Annotated in this window: 10 protein-coding genes and 1 pseudogene; 1 reads left to right on the top strand and 10 read right to left on the bottom strand. The window is 45.3% G+C overall.

Going from position 1 to position 14,313, the window contains the following annotated elements; translation table 11 throughout:
• Positions 1-412: 412 nt before the first annotated feature.
• Genes FU659_RS06170 through FU659_RS38720 form a run of 3 tightly spaced genes read right to left on the bottom strand, consistent with a single transcriptional unit; the run spans position 413 to position 2,382 of the window.
• On the bottom strand, positions 413-1,159 hold the full coding sequence (locus tag FU659_RS06170) for a ThuA domain-containing protein (protein ID WP_147946757.1): 747 nt from the start codon (positions 1,157-1,159) through the stop codon (positions 413-415).
• Between the two features lie 2 nt (positions 1,160-1,161).
• Positions 1,162-2,184, bottom strand: coding sequence for a Gfo/Idh/MocA family protein (locus FU659_RS06175; RefSeq protein WP_147946758.1), 1,023 nt, complete (start codon positions 2,182-2,184; stop codon positions 1,162-1,164).
• Positions 2,185-2,208: 24 nt separating this feature from the next.
• Positions 2,209-2,382 carry an aldehyde dehydrogenase family protein gene (locus FU659_RS38720; protein ID WP_397355194.1) on the bottom strand — a complete coding sequence of 58 codons (174 nt, stop codon included), beginning with the start codon at positions 2,380-2,382 and terminating at the stop codon, positions 2,209-2,211.
• Here FU659_RS38720 and FU659_RS35180 point away from each other — a divergent pair.
• Complete coding sequence (locus FU659_RS35180; protein ID WP_187273936.1) at positions 2,358-2,558, top strand: hypothetical protein; 201 nt, start codon at positions 2,358-2,360, stop codon at positions 2,556-2,558. The genes FU659_RS38720 and FU659_RS35180 overlap by 25 nt on opposite strands.
• Here the strand turns inward: FU659_RS35180 and FU659_RS06185 are convergent.
• The 7 genes and pseudogenes from FU659_RS06185 to ppdK form a co-directional block, all read right to left on the bottom strand.
• Complete coding sequence (locus tag FU659_RS06185) at positions 2,538-3,341, bottom strand: carbohydrate ABC transporter permease (protein ID WP_147946759.1); 804 nt, start codon at positions 3,339-3,341, stop codon at positions 2,538-2,540. The two genes, FU659_RS35180 and FU659_RS06185, sit on opposite strands and share 21 nt — an antisense overlap.
• Positions 3,338-4,330 (bottom strand): carbohydrate ABC transporter permease, encoded by a 993-nt coding sequence (locus tag FU659_RS06190; RefSeq protein WP_147946760.1) that lies wholly within the window; start codon positions 4,328-4,330, stop codon positions 3,338-3,340. The genes FU659_RS06185 and FU659_RS06190 overlap by 4 nt, the downstream gene beginning before the upstream one ends.
• A 4-nt stretch (positions 4,331-4,334) precedes the next feature.
• A complete protein-coding gene (locus FU659_RS06195) occupies positions 4,335-5,681 on the bottom strand; it encodes an ABC transporter substrate-binding protein (RefSeq protein ID WP_147946761.1) in 1,347 nt (448 codons plus the stop codon).
• 124 nt (positions 5,682-5,805) lie between these two features.
• Positions 5,806-7,362, bottom strand: a complete 1,557-nt coding sequence (locus FU659_RS06200; protein WP_147946762.1) for a response regulator — start codon at positions 7,360-7,362, stop codon at positions 5,806-5,808.
• Positions 7,359-9,203, bottom strand: a complete 1,845-nt coding sequence (locus FU659_RS06205; protein WP_187273937.1) for a cache domain-containing sensor histidine kinase — start codon at positions 9,201-9,203, stop codon at positions 7,359-7,361. Before FU659_RS06205 ends, FU659_RS06200 begins: the two co-directional genes overlap by 4 nt.
• 386 nt (positions 9,204-9,589) lie before the next feature.
• Complete coding sequence (locus tag FU659_RS06210; RefSeq protein ID WP_261807654.1) at positions 9,590-11,065, bottom strand: multicopper oxidase family protein; 1,476 nt, start codon at positions 11,063-11,065, stop codon at positions 9,590-9,592.
• Positions 11,066-11,543: 478 nt separating this feature from the next.
• Positions 11,544-14,227, bottom strand: a pseudogene (gene ppdK, locus FU659_RS06215) (pyruvate, phosphate dikinase).
• Positions 14,228-14,313 lie beyond the last annotated feature (86 nt).

Raw genomic sequence — 14,313 nt, forward strand, 5'->3', positions numbered from 1 at the left:
CAGACTCATCCCATAATCTATGCCTGATGATGTTCGTGTTCCTCGGGTCGGAATTTTGCCTCCAGCTTCCTTCAGATTCCACCTCACGATGGACACCCTTGCTCTTGGCTAGTGGTTGGTAACTACAAACCCCCACAGTGGACTTTCACCACCTAGTTAATCGCCATGCGTGGCACACCGCAGAAAAAGCGACCTAAGCGGTCGCTTTTTTGTCTTTTCATATGAGGATACGGCAACAATGGTTCGAAATACTCTTATTCTGCCACTCCCGGCTAGTTCCATAGAATGGATTATTTTGATAGGCTGGCATAAAGATATGCTGCATCATCAGCGGGATGCGGGTTTAAACTTGTAGATGCTTGGATTTGTAGCTCTTTCAATCGTTCTCTCTGCCGCCGACCTAACATTCACTTTATTTTGCAGCGTTTATATCGACCAAATTCTCCAACGGTTTGACGTTGCCGAAAACTGGCACCGTCGTCCCTTTCACAGGTGCCGCCCAGTAGACGGCATTCGATATCACCTTTAGGATTTCCTTATTATGGTAAGTGGGTGAGGTTTCATGTCCAGGTCTGAAGACGAAAATTTTCCCTTTGCCGCGCGTATACGTCATACCGCTGCGGAAAATTTCGCCACCCTGGAACCAGCTTACCATAATGAGCTCATCCGGTGCCGGGACATCAAAAAACTCCCCATACATCTCCTCTTCCGCTAGCTCAATATACTCCCCTAGGCCTTCTGTGATGGGGTGATTCGGTTGAACAATCCAGATGCGCTCCTTTTCGTTGGCTTCCCGCCATTTGATATTGCACGAGGTGCCCATTAATTTTTTGAATATTTTCGATTGGGAGGCGGAATGCAGGACGATCAGTCCCATCCCACCGAGGATACGTTCATGTATTTTTTCAACAATGTCATCCCGCACTTCATCGCCAGCGATATGCCCCCACCAGACAAGCACATCCGTGCGGTTTAACACTTCATCGGTCAGCCCGTGCTCCGGCTCGTCCAAGGTTGCTGTGGTGACGTTTAATCGCTGTTTGCTCAGATAATCGCCAATGACGCGATGGATGCCCTGCGGATATATTTTCATTGCTGGCTCATAATTCAATTCGTGTCTAAACTCATTCCATACGGTAACATTAATACTTGCTTCCATGGTTAGATCCCCTTTAGTGGCTCAATTTTTATTTTCATGCCGTTTTTCGTCGACTCCGCAGCACTGCATGCCATGGACCAGCTGATCAAGTTGTCTCCAATATGCGTGGCAGGCAATCTGCGTTCCCGGATCGCTCCGACCATATCGCCGATTGAATATTCCAGGTAATCCGAATCGTTGCACGGAAAGGTTGGAATCGGAATACTTTCCCGCGTACCGTCCTGCCAAACGATCTGAGGTATATCATCCTTCAGCTCAATGGCTCCTTTACTGCCAGTCAGAATGATATCGCCGTTCCAGGAAGTGTTCTTTCCCTTATTCACCCAGCTGCCAAAATAAGTCATGAATACGCCGCCTTCAAAATTAAACACCGCTGCGGTTACCGACTCCCCATTGATGGGACTCCAAGTAGGGTTCATGCTTTCGGCATAGACGGAGATCGGGTTTTTCCCGAGAATATAACGGATAGAATCAAAATGATGAATGCTCATTTCTTTCAGCATGATATCACTGAAAACCCGACGCCAGCCGGTAAGCTCGATATTTTTGTGATCCAAGGAAAATCGCCATTCTACGTTTTCGATGGTGCCTACCTTACCGGAATCCACACAAGCTTTGAGTGCTTGAATGACGGGTCTGCGGCGGTAATTTTGATTGACCATGACGTAATTGCCACAAGTTTGGGCGTATTTATAAATTTCAACAGCGTCCTCGTAATTGGTGGAGACTGGCTTCTCCATGATTACATGCATACCCGCTTCCACCGCTTCAATCGTTAAAGCTCTATGCGTATGCGGCGGCGTAATTAGCAGCGCGAGATCTGCCTTCACTTCGCGCAGCGCTTTTTTGTGGTCCTGGTAAAGAGGAATATTTCTCCCGGTCAACATCTGGGCCGCCACCGCTAAATTCTTCTCTTCCATATCGACGACGGCGACCAATTCCACATCTTCTACATTCAGTACGGCACCCAGCCAGAACTTTCCAAAGCCGCCAAGTCCGATTTGAATCACTTTCATTTTATCCATGCGTCTCACTCCGTTCCGTAAGCTTTAATACTTCATGCAAATCGTCGAGATGTCGCTATAAAAATCGATGTTGTACATACCGCCCTGCCGTCCGATCCCGCTCTCTTTCACACCGCCGTAAGGAGTTCTCGGATCACGGAGAAACCAGGTGTCGACCAGGTTAAACCGACTGTATGGAGATGTCCAGCATTTGTGCATCAAACGCAAGTACGAGAATCGTCAGTCTGGAATCGGATACTACCGCATTGGGAGAATACGGAACGATCACAACGCCATGGGGAAAGATCGATCACTCTGCGATTGCTCATTCCGGTGGTCCTCCCGAATCATCAGACATGTTCCGCAAATCCCCATCAGCCTTTCACCGCACCTGAAAGCATGCCTGACACAATATAGCGTTGTCCCAATAAATAAACGATGACAATTGGCAGCGTGGTCAGCACAATCGCCGCACACACTAGATTCCAGCTGGAAATGTAGGTGCCATAAAAGTTATAAACGGCCAGTGTCATTGGGTTATTCGTGGATTTGTTAAATACATACAGTGGCAGGATGAAGTCGTTCCATGCATTCATGAAATTGATTAGCAGCGAAGTCATCGTCACTGGCATAAGCAGCGGATATTGAATCCGAAAAAAAAGCTGCCAGGCGTTGCTGCCATCCATCACCGCCGATTCATCCATTTCACGCGGGACGGAATGAATGAATCCATAATAGAGAAAGACGGTAAATGGCATCATCAAAGCCGAATAGAGTAAGATGATCCCTTGAAATGTGTTCATGATGTGTAGGGTCTGCATAATCTTTATCGTAGGTATCATATTAATCGGTGCGATCAAACCGACGATGAAATAGTAATACAGCATTTTATTGACCTTTGTTCTTCTTCTGGACAGAACAAAGGCCCCCATAGCGGACGCAATATTCGTAAGCAAGACGGAACCGACGGTAATGATCATACTGTTTTTAAAAGCGCGGATCATCTTTCCTTCTTTGATAACCGTTGCGTAATTGTTAAATTGAATGTGCTTGGGAAAGCTGAGATTCATTAAATCTGCTTCCGCCGATGTTTTCACTGAATTCATCACGACTAACAACAAGGGGATTAGAATGACAAGCGTGAGCAACCAAACCGAAACTTCCTTAACCATTTTCATTCGCTAGCCTCCGACCGCCTGGACAGCAGGCTTAGTGTAGAAAGCGCAATCAAGGTAGTCATTAAAAACAGAATAACACCGATAGCGGTAGCTGAGCCGTAACGTCCGGAAGAGAACTCTCTGAAAACAGCGGTGTTCAAAACCTCCGTCGTATTGCCTGGGCCACCTTTGGTCAGTACAAAGATCAGATCGAATACCTTAAAGCCGTTGATGAGATTCAATATCAAATTAATCGTAATCGCAGGCATGATAAGCGGCAGTGTAATATGCACGAACTGCTGCCATTTGCTTGAACCATCTATGGAAGCCGCTTCGTAATAGGAGCGCGAAATGGTTTGCAAGCCGGCCAGGTAAATAATCATATTAAAGCCGATAAACTTCCAGGTTTCTACCGATACGACGGAAAGCATAGCGAATTTGACATCGACCAGCCAAGCATGCTTCCAACTCTCCAGTCCAATTTCACCTAAAACACTGTTGATGAGGCCATGGCTCGGATCGAATACCGAGGAAAAGATTAAACCGATAATCAACGGAGAAATCGTTACAGGTAAATAAAAAATCGATCGCAGCACATTTTTCGTACGCAGCCCTTCGTTTAACAGCAGCGCTAAAGATAAGCCCAACAAATTTTTCAATAGTGTAGTCGACAGCGCAAATTCAAAGGTGTGGGTAATGTATTCCCAGTAAAGCGCGCTTTCTTTCAACATATCCCTGAAATTATCCAGACCGATAAAGCGCATGCCTTCGTTATACGTATTCCAATCGGTTAGTGCGTAATAAAAACTGAATAAACTCGGGGTAAAGTATAAAAGCGTATAAATGCCTAACGGTAAGATTAAAAAATAAAAAGGGTAAATCTTCTTCGTATTCATATAACCCCTGCTTCCTATTAGCCACATGTCCGTATAGTCATTAAGGAAAGGCGGCGCCGGTGAAAGATTAGTAATGCTCATCTTATTCGCCGGCGTATACGCTTTTATTTCCATTAACTTATTTGGCAGTCGCTTTGAAAGATTTTTCTCTGTTGTCGTCCAATTTTTTCAAGACATCCAGCGGCGCTGATTTTCCAAACAACATGTCCTGCATCGCCTTGGCAATTACAGCTCCTGAATCCCCATAGAATTTGACGGAATCGTTTAAATCAATAAGTTGGGAGCTGGCAATGGACTGTACGCTTTGCAGCGCTTGCGTTGCAGGTGCAACTTCAACGCCTTTAAATGAAATCGGACCTAAATCTTTTCGCTCCGTATAGTAAGCTTTTAAAGTATCCTGATTGGATAGAAAAGCGAAATATTGACGAATCGAGTCGATGTTTTTCGTTTCTTTATTCACTACACGGATAATCCCTCCGGCAGAGTGGCCAAAAGTCGTATTGTCTCCTAATGGGACCGGAAACATCTTCCATTTATCCGCACCCGAATTCGGGAACTTAGCCAATACTTCCTGTTGATACGTCGTATAGACCAGATCCATCGCATATTTCCCTGAACCCATAGCTTCATAGCCTTTCGTCCATTCGTTAGATAAAGCGTCTTTTCCGAAGTACCCCTTTTTGTTCATATCATTGTATTGACCCAGAGCGGTTGCCAACACTTTGCTTTCCGCGAATTTCCCAGTATTGTTATTTAATTTATCGATGAATCCCGGATCTTCTTTTACCGCAGCTCCAGCCAATTCCTGCACCCAGATGGGCAAATGCCATTCATCTTTCGCATTTTCAAAAATCGGAATAATCCCATTCTTTACAAGCGTATCGCAAATTTGCGTAAACTCTGCATATGTTTTTGGCGGTTGCAAGTTGTACTTCGCGAAAATATCCGTATTGTACAGCAAGCCCCAACCATCTACAGACCATGTGTTAAATCCGTACACCTTGCCTCCGATGCTTGCTCCTGCTTTGGCCCAGTCTGTATAATTGGCTGCCCACGGCTCATTGGATAAGTCCATAAAATTCTTTTCCGGCTGGAAGCTGTCAATTCCGATGCCGCTTGCCATGTAGAGGATATCCGGAGCTTCCTTCGTCGCAATCTTGGTTTTGAGAATATTAATATACTGATCATCCGGATTTACCTGAAAATCAATTTTAATGCCCGTTTTTTGGGTAAATTGATCAGCAAGCTTACGGTCAATGTCTTTGATCCAGTTTTGAGAAGCACCAACTGTAATCGTTACATCCTTTTTGGTCGCGTCCGGCTTCGCTGTTGGAGCAGGCGTTGCTGCTGCTGAACTTGCTGCCGGTTTCATTGAGCTTGCCGCATCTTTCGAGCTGCTGCAGCCTGCCAGCACCATTGAAAATGTCATCATACAGATCGATATCCCTAGAAGAGATTTTTTCAAGGTTCATTCCCCCTATACGTTTTCAGACTATTTCTTGTCTGTAACTGAATTATAAAGCGTTTTCATTTTGAGTTCGATGCACAGAATACGCTAGTTGCGATGGACTTTTTTCACCTCTTTTACCCTACAACTTCATTCCTTCACTGTAGTCCGACAAATTTTGTCCAGTCATATTCTTGAAGATACGACTGAAATAATGCGCATCCGGGTAGCCAACAATCGCTCCAATCTCCTTGAAACTTAAGTTTGGATGCTGCTGTATTAAGCGTTTAGCCTCCTCCATACGCAGCGAGATTAAATATTTAAGCGGCGTTATTTGCTTGTACTTCTTGAATATTTTCGTTAAGTAGGAGGCGTCGAAATTGAATTTTGCGGAAATATCCTCCAGCGTGATCGGATGGGCGAAGTTTGTCTTCAAGTAGCTCTCGATCGAATGGGTCAACGCTTCGGCACCTTCGGAAACATGCTCCTCATTTAAAAACGCTGTGTTTTCTAGAAGCGTAACCAGCTTCTCAGAAACGACGGGGAAATCGGCAGCGGTATAGAGGGTGTTCAGCATTTCGCACTCCAGATGGGAAATTTCGTCCTCGGAGATATGAATCGCCTGCTGATGGACAATTTGAATGAGATGCTGCAGGTTTTTTTCGACCCATTTTTGCGGGTAAGCTTGCGCTGTCCAATGCTCGAAAAGGCTGCGCAGCTCCTTACTGAAACTCGCTCTCTTATTTCCTTGAATAAACGTGATCAGTTTGTGCTGGGTGTTGGGATCGATCCAAGCCGACGGCAACTCCCTTTCTGTGTCGGTGTTGGGTAGGACAGCCGACTTACCGGGAGCGAGCCCTCTTTCCATGGCGATTTTCAATCCTTGCGAGGCGCTCCACAATTTCTCCAGTGCTATAAGCTCTGGTAGATGAGCGATTGTGACAGGATAAGGCTCTGCCTGCTCGCGAATCGCTGCCAGCAAAGCATCAGCAGAAATAAGAGGCTGCTGCCTGACCGTATCCTCTGTCTTGATCACAAGATACTTGCCGTTGACCTGTGATTGGTCTACCAGCCACCAGTCCTCCACGTATCCCAGCAAGGTCGGAATGGCTTTGCTTCTGCCCACCTGCTGCCATAGATTGTCATAAAAACCGGCTACGCTTAATGAATAAGAGGCATTCGCCAAATGCCCGATTTGAATGAGGAAAAGCTGAAAGACGCTGTCTTGCAACGTATTATTCTCTGGCTGAATCTCTCCTGTTCGAACGGCGGAAAGCACCCGTTCTTTTTTGAGAGACGCTTTTTCTTGATCCAGCTGAGCGCAAATGCGGGACAACGTTTTCTTTATATCATCGGCGTCCAGCGGCTTAAGCAGGAAGTCTTTGGCGCCGTAGCGAAGCGCCTGCTGCGCGTAATCAAATTCGTCGTGTCCGCTGATGACGACAATCTGAATGCGTGGATATTTGCCGGAGACCTGCTTAATTAATTCAATTCCATTCATCTGCGGCATTTGAATGTCGGTAAACAGCACTTGCGGCTGCAGTTTTTCAATCAAATCCAAAGCTTCTTTTCCGTTCTCTGCATAGAGGATTTCAAACTTATCCGAGGCATTTTCAATTTTCGTGGCAATATTTTTCATGATCAGGGGTTCGTCTTCGGCTATAAGAATTCGGTAGGAATCTTTCGTATGCGCTCTCATCCTGTCAGCTCCTCTTCTGATGATTTAGAATTAGAATCCGGTTGCCGGATCAAGCCGCCTATCACAATGCAGGCACCGCCCTCAGGGTGGTTGGAGGCTTTAAAAATGGCTTGCTCTCCGTACAAAAGCTGCAATCTTGCGGCAATATTTTTGAGTCCCATCCCTTTTCCCTGCGGTTCCTGCGCATATAAATTCACCTTAGGCTCGAACAAGGCTTGTAGTGCTTCAGGGGTAAAGCCGCCGCCGTAATCGCGGATTTGGATCGTCCAAGTCTCCCCTTCTGTTTTTCCGGTCAGCTCGATTTGCCATGGTGGCGCAACATGGATACCGTATTTCATGCAGTTTTCCACGATCGGTTGAATAATTAAAATCGGTACGGCAACCTCCATAATTGCGGGATCAACTTCGATATGAAATCTTAGCTTCTCCCCGTATCGAATCTGCATCAGAGTCAAATAGCTCGCGGCATACTCCACTTCATCCGACATAGTTACATTTCGAGCATGATTGGATAAGATGTAGCGCAGCATTTTGGAGAGATGCTTGCATACCTGCACGATCCCGTGATCCTCTTTCTCCTCGGCCATGATGCTAATCAGCGTTATCGTGTTATAGAGAAAGTGTGGATTCATCTGCGATTGCAAAGCAACCATTCGTGCTTGCATTTCCTGTGAACGCGATTGGATCACTTCTTCGATGGAATCCTGGAGTCGAATGCACATCCGCTTGAAGGATGTGTTCAGAATATCCAGTTCATTCAAGCTGCTGTTGCTTTCAATCTGTGATAACGGCAGCAGCGTATCAACCCGGAGTGTGCGGATGGATTTGTGCATTTCCTTAATCGGCGACGTCAAGCCCCTCGCCACGAAGAACGAAACGATTAAGGTAACCAACAGAAGGCCGAGCACAGCGATAAACATCGAATTGCGAAACGTCACCACAGGCTGCAGCAGCACATTTTCTGACTCTACGGCCATGACAGTCCAATCGGAGTAGCGAGAACGGGAATAGGCCATAATTTCACGATGCCTGTTGAGCGGATTGTTAATCGTTGAGGTGCCGATTGCCAGATTTTCTTTGGGCAGCTGCTTCCAATAGAACTCCGAATAAGCGTTAGGCTGATTGCTGTAAGGATAGATCAGATTCCCCGCCTGATTGTAAATGTAAATCGATTTGCTTGCAGTAGCCCCCCCATTAGGCTCAGCCATAAGCTTGTCGATCAAGTTAGCCATCACGCTGTAGCTTTGTTGAATTTCCAGGATGCCCTGCTGTTTTCCGCCCAATGCCCATGAGAAAACGCGAGCCAAAGAAATAACCGTCTTGCCGCTGCTGTCCCAATCATCTGAATGCGGGGGTGAAATAACCTTCGCGCCGTCGGCAGCAAGCGTGTCCTTGACCCATGTTATTTCGTTCATCTTGGCTTTAGGGAAAAGCTTGCTGACGGAATTATTGCCTGTCCCGAAAAACCGGCCGTTCATATCAAAGAGATTGATTTGCCAATCCAATTGAATCGGACCCATAATCGAAAAAATATAGTCGTTTATTTTTCTTACATTGTAGGAGGAAATGGTTGGATCCACGGGATTATCTTCTTCAAAAAATAATTGCTTGATGTCGTCCGAAAAAATGACCTTGACTGCAGCATTGTCGATATTTTGAATGAGCGAGTCGAGTTGTGTGGATATGTAAGTCGTGGATTGAAACATGGATTCCGAATCTCTTTTGGTTAAAATGTCGGAAACATAATAATAAAATGATACAGCTGCAATGGCTACAATGGCCGTAATAAGGATGGAATACGTTACGAACAATTTGAATTGAATGGACCTAAACCTTAGCAATGACACCATCCGCCCTTCTTTCGTACCGCCTGTAAACTGATTTTCACATAAAAAAGCATGAACTTGCAAGGCTTATTCACGGTAAAAAAAGTCCAATTCAAGGTAACGTTTTTGTCCATTGAACTCATTATGAAAGCGTTCTATAATAATTCGGACAATATTACAAATCAGTGAAACCTAGCCTGATCATGTTCATCGAAAAAAAGCTGCCCTCCAAACCAGGGCAGCTTTCCTTATGTGAATAGAAAACTCCAATTGTCCATGTAACGCACCTCAGCATATCGAACAAAAGCAGCACGCCCTCTAAGAAGGAACGTCAGCTTTTAGATATATACATGGAACATCAGGCTCTAGGCAGTAGATTGAAGCTTTGAAAGACGAAGCTTTCATTTGAACCGAGAAGGGTAAATCATTCTCATTAGTAGATGTTTAAGTCTATTTTTTTTCTTCAAAATTTCAAAGGGTCGCATCATCTCGTAATCTTCATGCTCGAGCATGTGACAATGCCATACAAATAGTCCGACGAATGGATCGAAACGCCCGATAAAAGAGGTAACGGTACCAGCAGGAGCACGAATCGTATCTTTAAATCCTCTTTCGTTAGGTTCAGGAGGAGCCGCTGGCCCTGTAAATGTAAGTTTTCCTGTAGCTTGGAAATGAGCAACATCAAAAGGCTGGCGCTCTAGAATTTGCATGTCAACGACATGTAGATGAATGGGGTGATCATCATTTGAAAGATTGATTAGCCGCCATATTTCAACAGCTCCTAATTCCATTTTCTCAGATATAGGGTCATTCCACATTTTACCGTCAAGTAAATTGAGTGATCTTCCATATACATCCTCCACCCTGACGAGTGTGAGATCTCTTGTCCTTGTTGCCATCTCACTTGATAGGAAATTAATTTTCGTTAATTGATCTGGCAAGGAACTGGTATCTTTTCCTTTCAACGGTATGGTTACTTTAAACTGCATCACATCGGTTGTTTCTGGGGAAGCACCCTTGAAGACATTTTTAAGAATAATCTTCTTACCATAAGATCGGGAAAAATCGACGATCACATCCGCGCGCTCAGTTGTTAGAAGGAGGATCTCATTCATTTTAACTGGTTTCTCAAGTAATCCTCGATCAATTCCAATTTGATAAAATGGCTGTCCAGAGTCCAGTTTGAGTGTAATCGTTCGACTATTACAGTAATTTAATATGCGAAATCGGTATTTTCTTGGTTCTACTTCAAAATAAGGGGATACTTTGCCATTTACCAACATGTAATCTGCGTCAAAAGGTGTGACAATCGAGGGATAAGGAAGACGAGGATTGTTTTTATCCGGTGTAGAGGGGTAATAGAGCGAACCATCCGGGTTAAACGAGCGATCCTGAATCATAAGAGGGAGTTCATATGCTCCAGCCGGTAGATTCAGGGATTGTTCATCCCGATCACGAATGATATAAAAACCTCCAAGTCCGGCATAATTGTTTAATCTCGTAATGCCCATGGTGTGATCATGATAAAATAACGTAGTTGCTTCAAGGTTTGGGTACTCAGATACTTTTCTTTTAAACATAGGCCCTGTTTGTTCAAAATTTCTCGTAAACCAAGCTTCAGGGTAGCCATCACTATGTTCAAGCTGTTTTCCTCCGTGTAGATGAACCACAGTTCTAACCTGTGGAAGTGTTTTTTCGGCACCATGAACGGTTGTATCGATGGGAAGAAAATGCTTTCTGGGTAGATCATTCATCCATTTGACAGATGTCGTTTCATCCTTCATCACATCGAAAGTTGGGCCCGGGTACATGCCGTTGTAGCCCCACAACCGGGTAGGCCCTAAATCACGATGTAGTTTTTGGGTAAATTCCCTCATGGTCACTTCATAATACGTACCTTTCTTGTTTCGCTTGATTGGGGAAATGGTTTTGAGAAGCGGCAGTTTATCGACGAATTTCTGAAGTTTTACTTTGGGGGCATATGAGTGAAGACCTCCTCATGGTTAATACCTTAAAAAAGCATATGATTGAATCCTGGAGCCCCGGTCTTTCATTCATGAACTAAGCATTTTCCTGCAACCGCCCAACCACAACTTCCTTCTCCGCTCAACGACAAGAAAGGTACCGTGCTCTAATCCTATTATATGAAGAGATACCTTCTGTTAATACTTATTAACATACAGATTGCCTTTACATCAAATCTAAAAAAGTGAAGCCCACCAACCTCTTTACAATTAAGAAGTTGATGGGCTCTTTAATGATTTAGGGTAAAACATATATGAGTGCATGCTTATAGGAGGCTAACCTCCCCGATCCACCGTGATCCCCCCTATTGTAACCGAATTTCTCGTTGTATTAAACTACCTGGGCTACTTTTTGTTCGCTAGGAACACCATATTGGATGAACGCTTGTGCTGCGGCAATTCGTGCTAAAGGAATTCGGTAAGGGGAACAACTTACATAATCCAATCCTGTCAAGTGGCAAAAGAAAATCGACTCTTTATCTCCGCCATGCTCCCCGCATATGCCCGTTTTTAGAGACGGCTTTACGAACCGTCCCACATTTACTGCTAAATCAATCAATTGTCCGACTCCTTCCGTGTCGAGCACTTGAAACGGATTATGCGGAAGAAGCTTCTGATCGACATAATGGGTTAGAAATTTCCCTTCCGCATCGTCACGGCTGTATCCAAACGTCATCTGCGTCAAGTCATTTGTGCCAAATGAGAAGAAATCTGCATGAGCCACGATTTGGCGCGCAGTAAGGGCGGCACGCGGTACCTCAATCATGGTCCCTACCTTGTATGGACAATCTCGAAGTTTATCATTCCCCAGCACCTGTTCCGCAACGGACTCAACAAGTTCTCTCAAAATTTTCAGTTCGTTGACATGGCCGACGAGCGGAATCATGATTTCCGGAAGTACTCGGATGCCTCTATCGATACAGCTAGATGCTGCACGGAAGATGGCCTCTATCTGCATATCATAAATTTCCGGATATACAATTCCTAATCTACAGCCTCGCTGTCCTAGCATGGGGTTAGCCTCGTGGAGAGCTTGCACTTTACGGAGAAGGTGAGTGACCTCATCTTTTTCCAAGTCTGACCCATCTTTATCATAACTGAGCTGCGCATGTCTTCTTTGCAGGTCTTCGAGGTTGGGTAAAAATTCATGCAAAGGTGGGTCCAGCAATCGGATCGTTACTGGCAGACTATCCATTTCCTCGAACATATCCTCAAAATCCGACTGCTGCATGGGAAGCAGCTGTGAAAGAGCCTGCAACCGTTCCGCCTTATCATCCGCTAGGATCATTCGTTGAACGACAGGCAGACGAGTTGGTGAGAAAAACATATGCTCCGTACGGCATAAACCGATCCCTTGAGCGCCCAACTGTCTGGCGATTTTCGCGTCTTCCGGATTGTCTGCGTTCGCGTATACTTTCAGCGTGCTGATCTCATCCGCCCAGTTCAGCATAATGAGAAGTTCATCCGTCATTCTGGCTTCTCGTAAAGGCATGGCACCGATAATGACGCGTCCGGTTGCACCGTCGAGCGTAATCCAATCTCCTTCTTCCACGACCCTGCTTCCAGCGAACATGCACTTCTCTTCAAGCACAATTCGGATGTCTTCGCAGCCGCATACGCAAGGTTTACCCATTCCCCTTGCCACAACAGCGGCATGGCTGGTCATTCCTCCACGGCTCGTGAGCACGCCTTCCGAAGCAATCAAGCCATGAATATCTTCAGGTGTTGTTTCGTTTCTTGCCAGAACCACTGTCTTGCCGGCACGGTTCCATTCTGCAGCCGTATCTGCATCAAATACAATCTGTCCAACCGCTGCGCCCGGCGAAGCAGGAAGTCCTTTCACCAACACATCCTTCACGGCCTCTTCCTCGATACCTCTGTGCAGAAGCTGATCAAGATGAGACACTTCAATGCGCCCGACAGCTTCCTGCTTAGTCAATAAACCTTCATGGACTAAATCGACGGCAATCTTTAACGCGGCTTGGGCGTTTCGTTTCCCGTTTCGTGTTTGTAACAGGTAAAGCTTATTATTTTCTACCGTAAATTCGATATCCTGCATATCTTTGTAATGCTTCTCGAGCTGCTTGGATACCGCAAACAACTGCTCATAAATCTCGGGTATTTCGTTTTTCAACGAAACAATGGCCAGCGGCGTTCTAATACCTGCTACCACATCTTCCCCCTGTGCATTAATTAGGTATTCACCAAAAAACGTATTCTCCCCCGTGGATGGATTTCTCGTAAAAACAACGCCAGTGCCGCAATTCCCTCCCATGTTGCCAAATACCATGCTCTGAATGTTGACGGCTGTACCCTGTTCATCCGGTATCCGATTTATTTTGCGGTAAATCTGAGCTCTTTGATTGTTCCAGGACTTAAATACGGCCTCCACGGCCATTCGCAACTGCTTGTATACGTGCTGTGGGAAATCTAAACCTGTTTTAGCCAGAATGCACTTTTTGTACTCATCGATCAAAAGCTTCCAACCCACAGCTGTAACATCCTGATCTTGCTCCACGCCTTCTTTCTCTTTCAAACGGTGCAGCAGCTGCTCAAAATGGTAGGATTCAATGCCCATCACCACGTTTCCAAACATCTGCATCAAACGACGGTAGCAGTCGTAAGCGAATTTTTCATTGCTCGTAAGTTCTGCTAATCCCTGGACGGTTACGTCATTAAGACCGAGATTCAAAATCGTATCCATCATACCCGGCATCGATGTTACGGAACCGGAACGTACAGAGACGAGAAGCGGATTTTTTGCATCTCCGAACGTTTGTCCTTTTTGTTTCTCTAGCTGCTTGAGTGCTGCTGCGATTTGTTCAAGCAGTTCTTCTGAGATCCGATTACCAACCTTAAAAAAGCTAAGCAAGCCTCGGTCGTAATCGTGAATCCCGGAGGTACAGGAAGTCCGGCACGTGTCATCTCAGCGAGATTTGCTCCCTTTCCTCCCATTAAATCTTTCATTGATGCATTTCCCTCTTGAAAGGGTACCACTTGTTTCTGTGTTATCATTTGTTGCCCTCCTTATTTTTTTCGATACATGAAATGCTTTCGCACAAGCCATAAAATTTTTTATATCCGTCGGTTGGTAACGTTGC

It is taken from the genome of Paenibacillus sp. N3.4, from assembly GCF_008017805.1.
GTDB lineage: Bacteria > Bacillota > Bacilli > Paenibacillales > NBRC-103111 > Paenibacillus_E.

Excerpts from the sequence above, each read along its gene's own strand:
- FU659_RS06170 (WP_147946757.1), bottom strand. The coding sequence starts at position 1,159 with ATGGAAGCAAGTATTAATGTTACCGTATGGAATGAGTTTAGACACGAA.
- FU659_RS06175 (WP_147946758.1), bottom strand. The coding sequence starts at position 2,184 with ATGGATAAAATGAAAGTGATTCAAATCGGACTTGGCGGCTTTGGAAAG.
- FU659_RS35180 (WP_187273936.1), top strand. The coding sequence starts at position 2,358 with ATGGAGATGTCCAGCATTTGTGCATCAAACGCAAGTACGAGAATCGTC.
- FU659_RS38720 (WP_397355194.1), bottom strand. The coding sequence starts at position 2,382 with ATGCACAAATGCTGGACATCTCCATACAGTCGGTTTAACCTGGTCGAC.
- FU659_RS06185 (WP_147946759.1), bottom strand. The coding sequence starts at position 3,341 with ATGAAAATGGTTAAGGAAGTTTCGGTTTGGTTGCTCACGCTTGTCATT.
- FU659_RS06190 (WP_147946760.1), bottom strand. The coding sequence starts at position 4,330 with ATGGAAATAAAAGCGTATACGCCGGCGAATAAGATGAGCATTACTAAT.
- FU659_RS06200 (WP_147946762.1), bottom strand. The coding sequence starts at position 7,362 with ATGAGAGCGCATACGAAAGATTCCTACCGAATTCTTATAGCCGAAGAC.
- FU659_RS06210 (WP_261807654.1), bottom strand. The coding sequence starts at position 11,065 with ATGAGGGAATTTACCCAAAAACTACATCGTGATTTAGGGCCTACCCGG.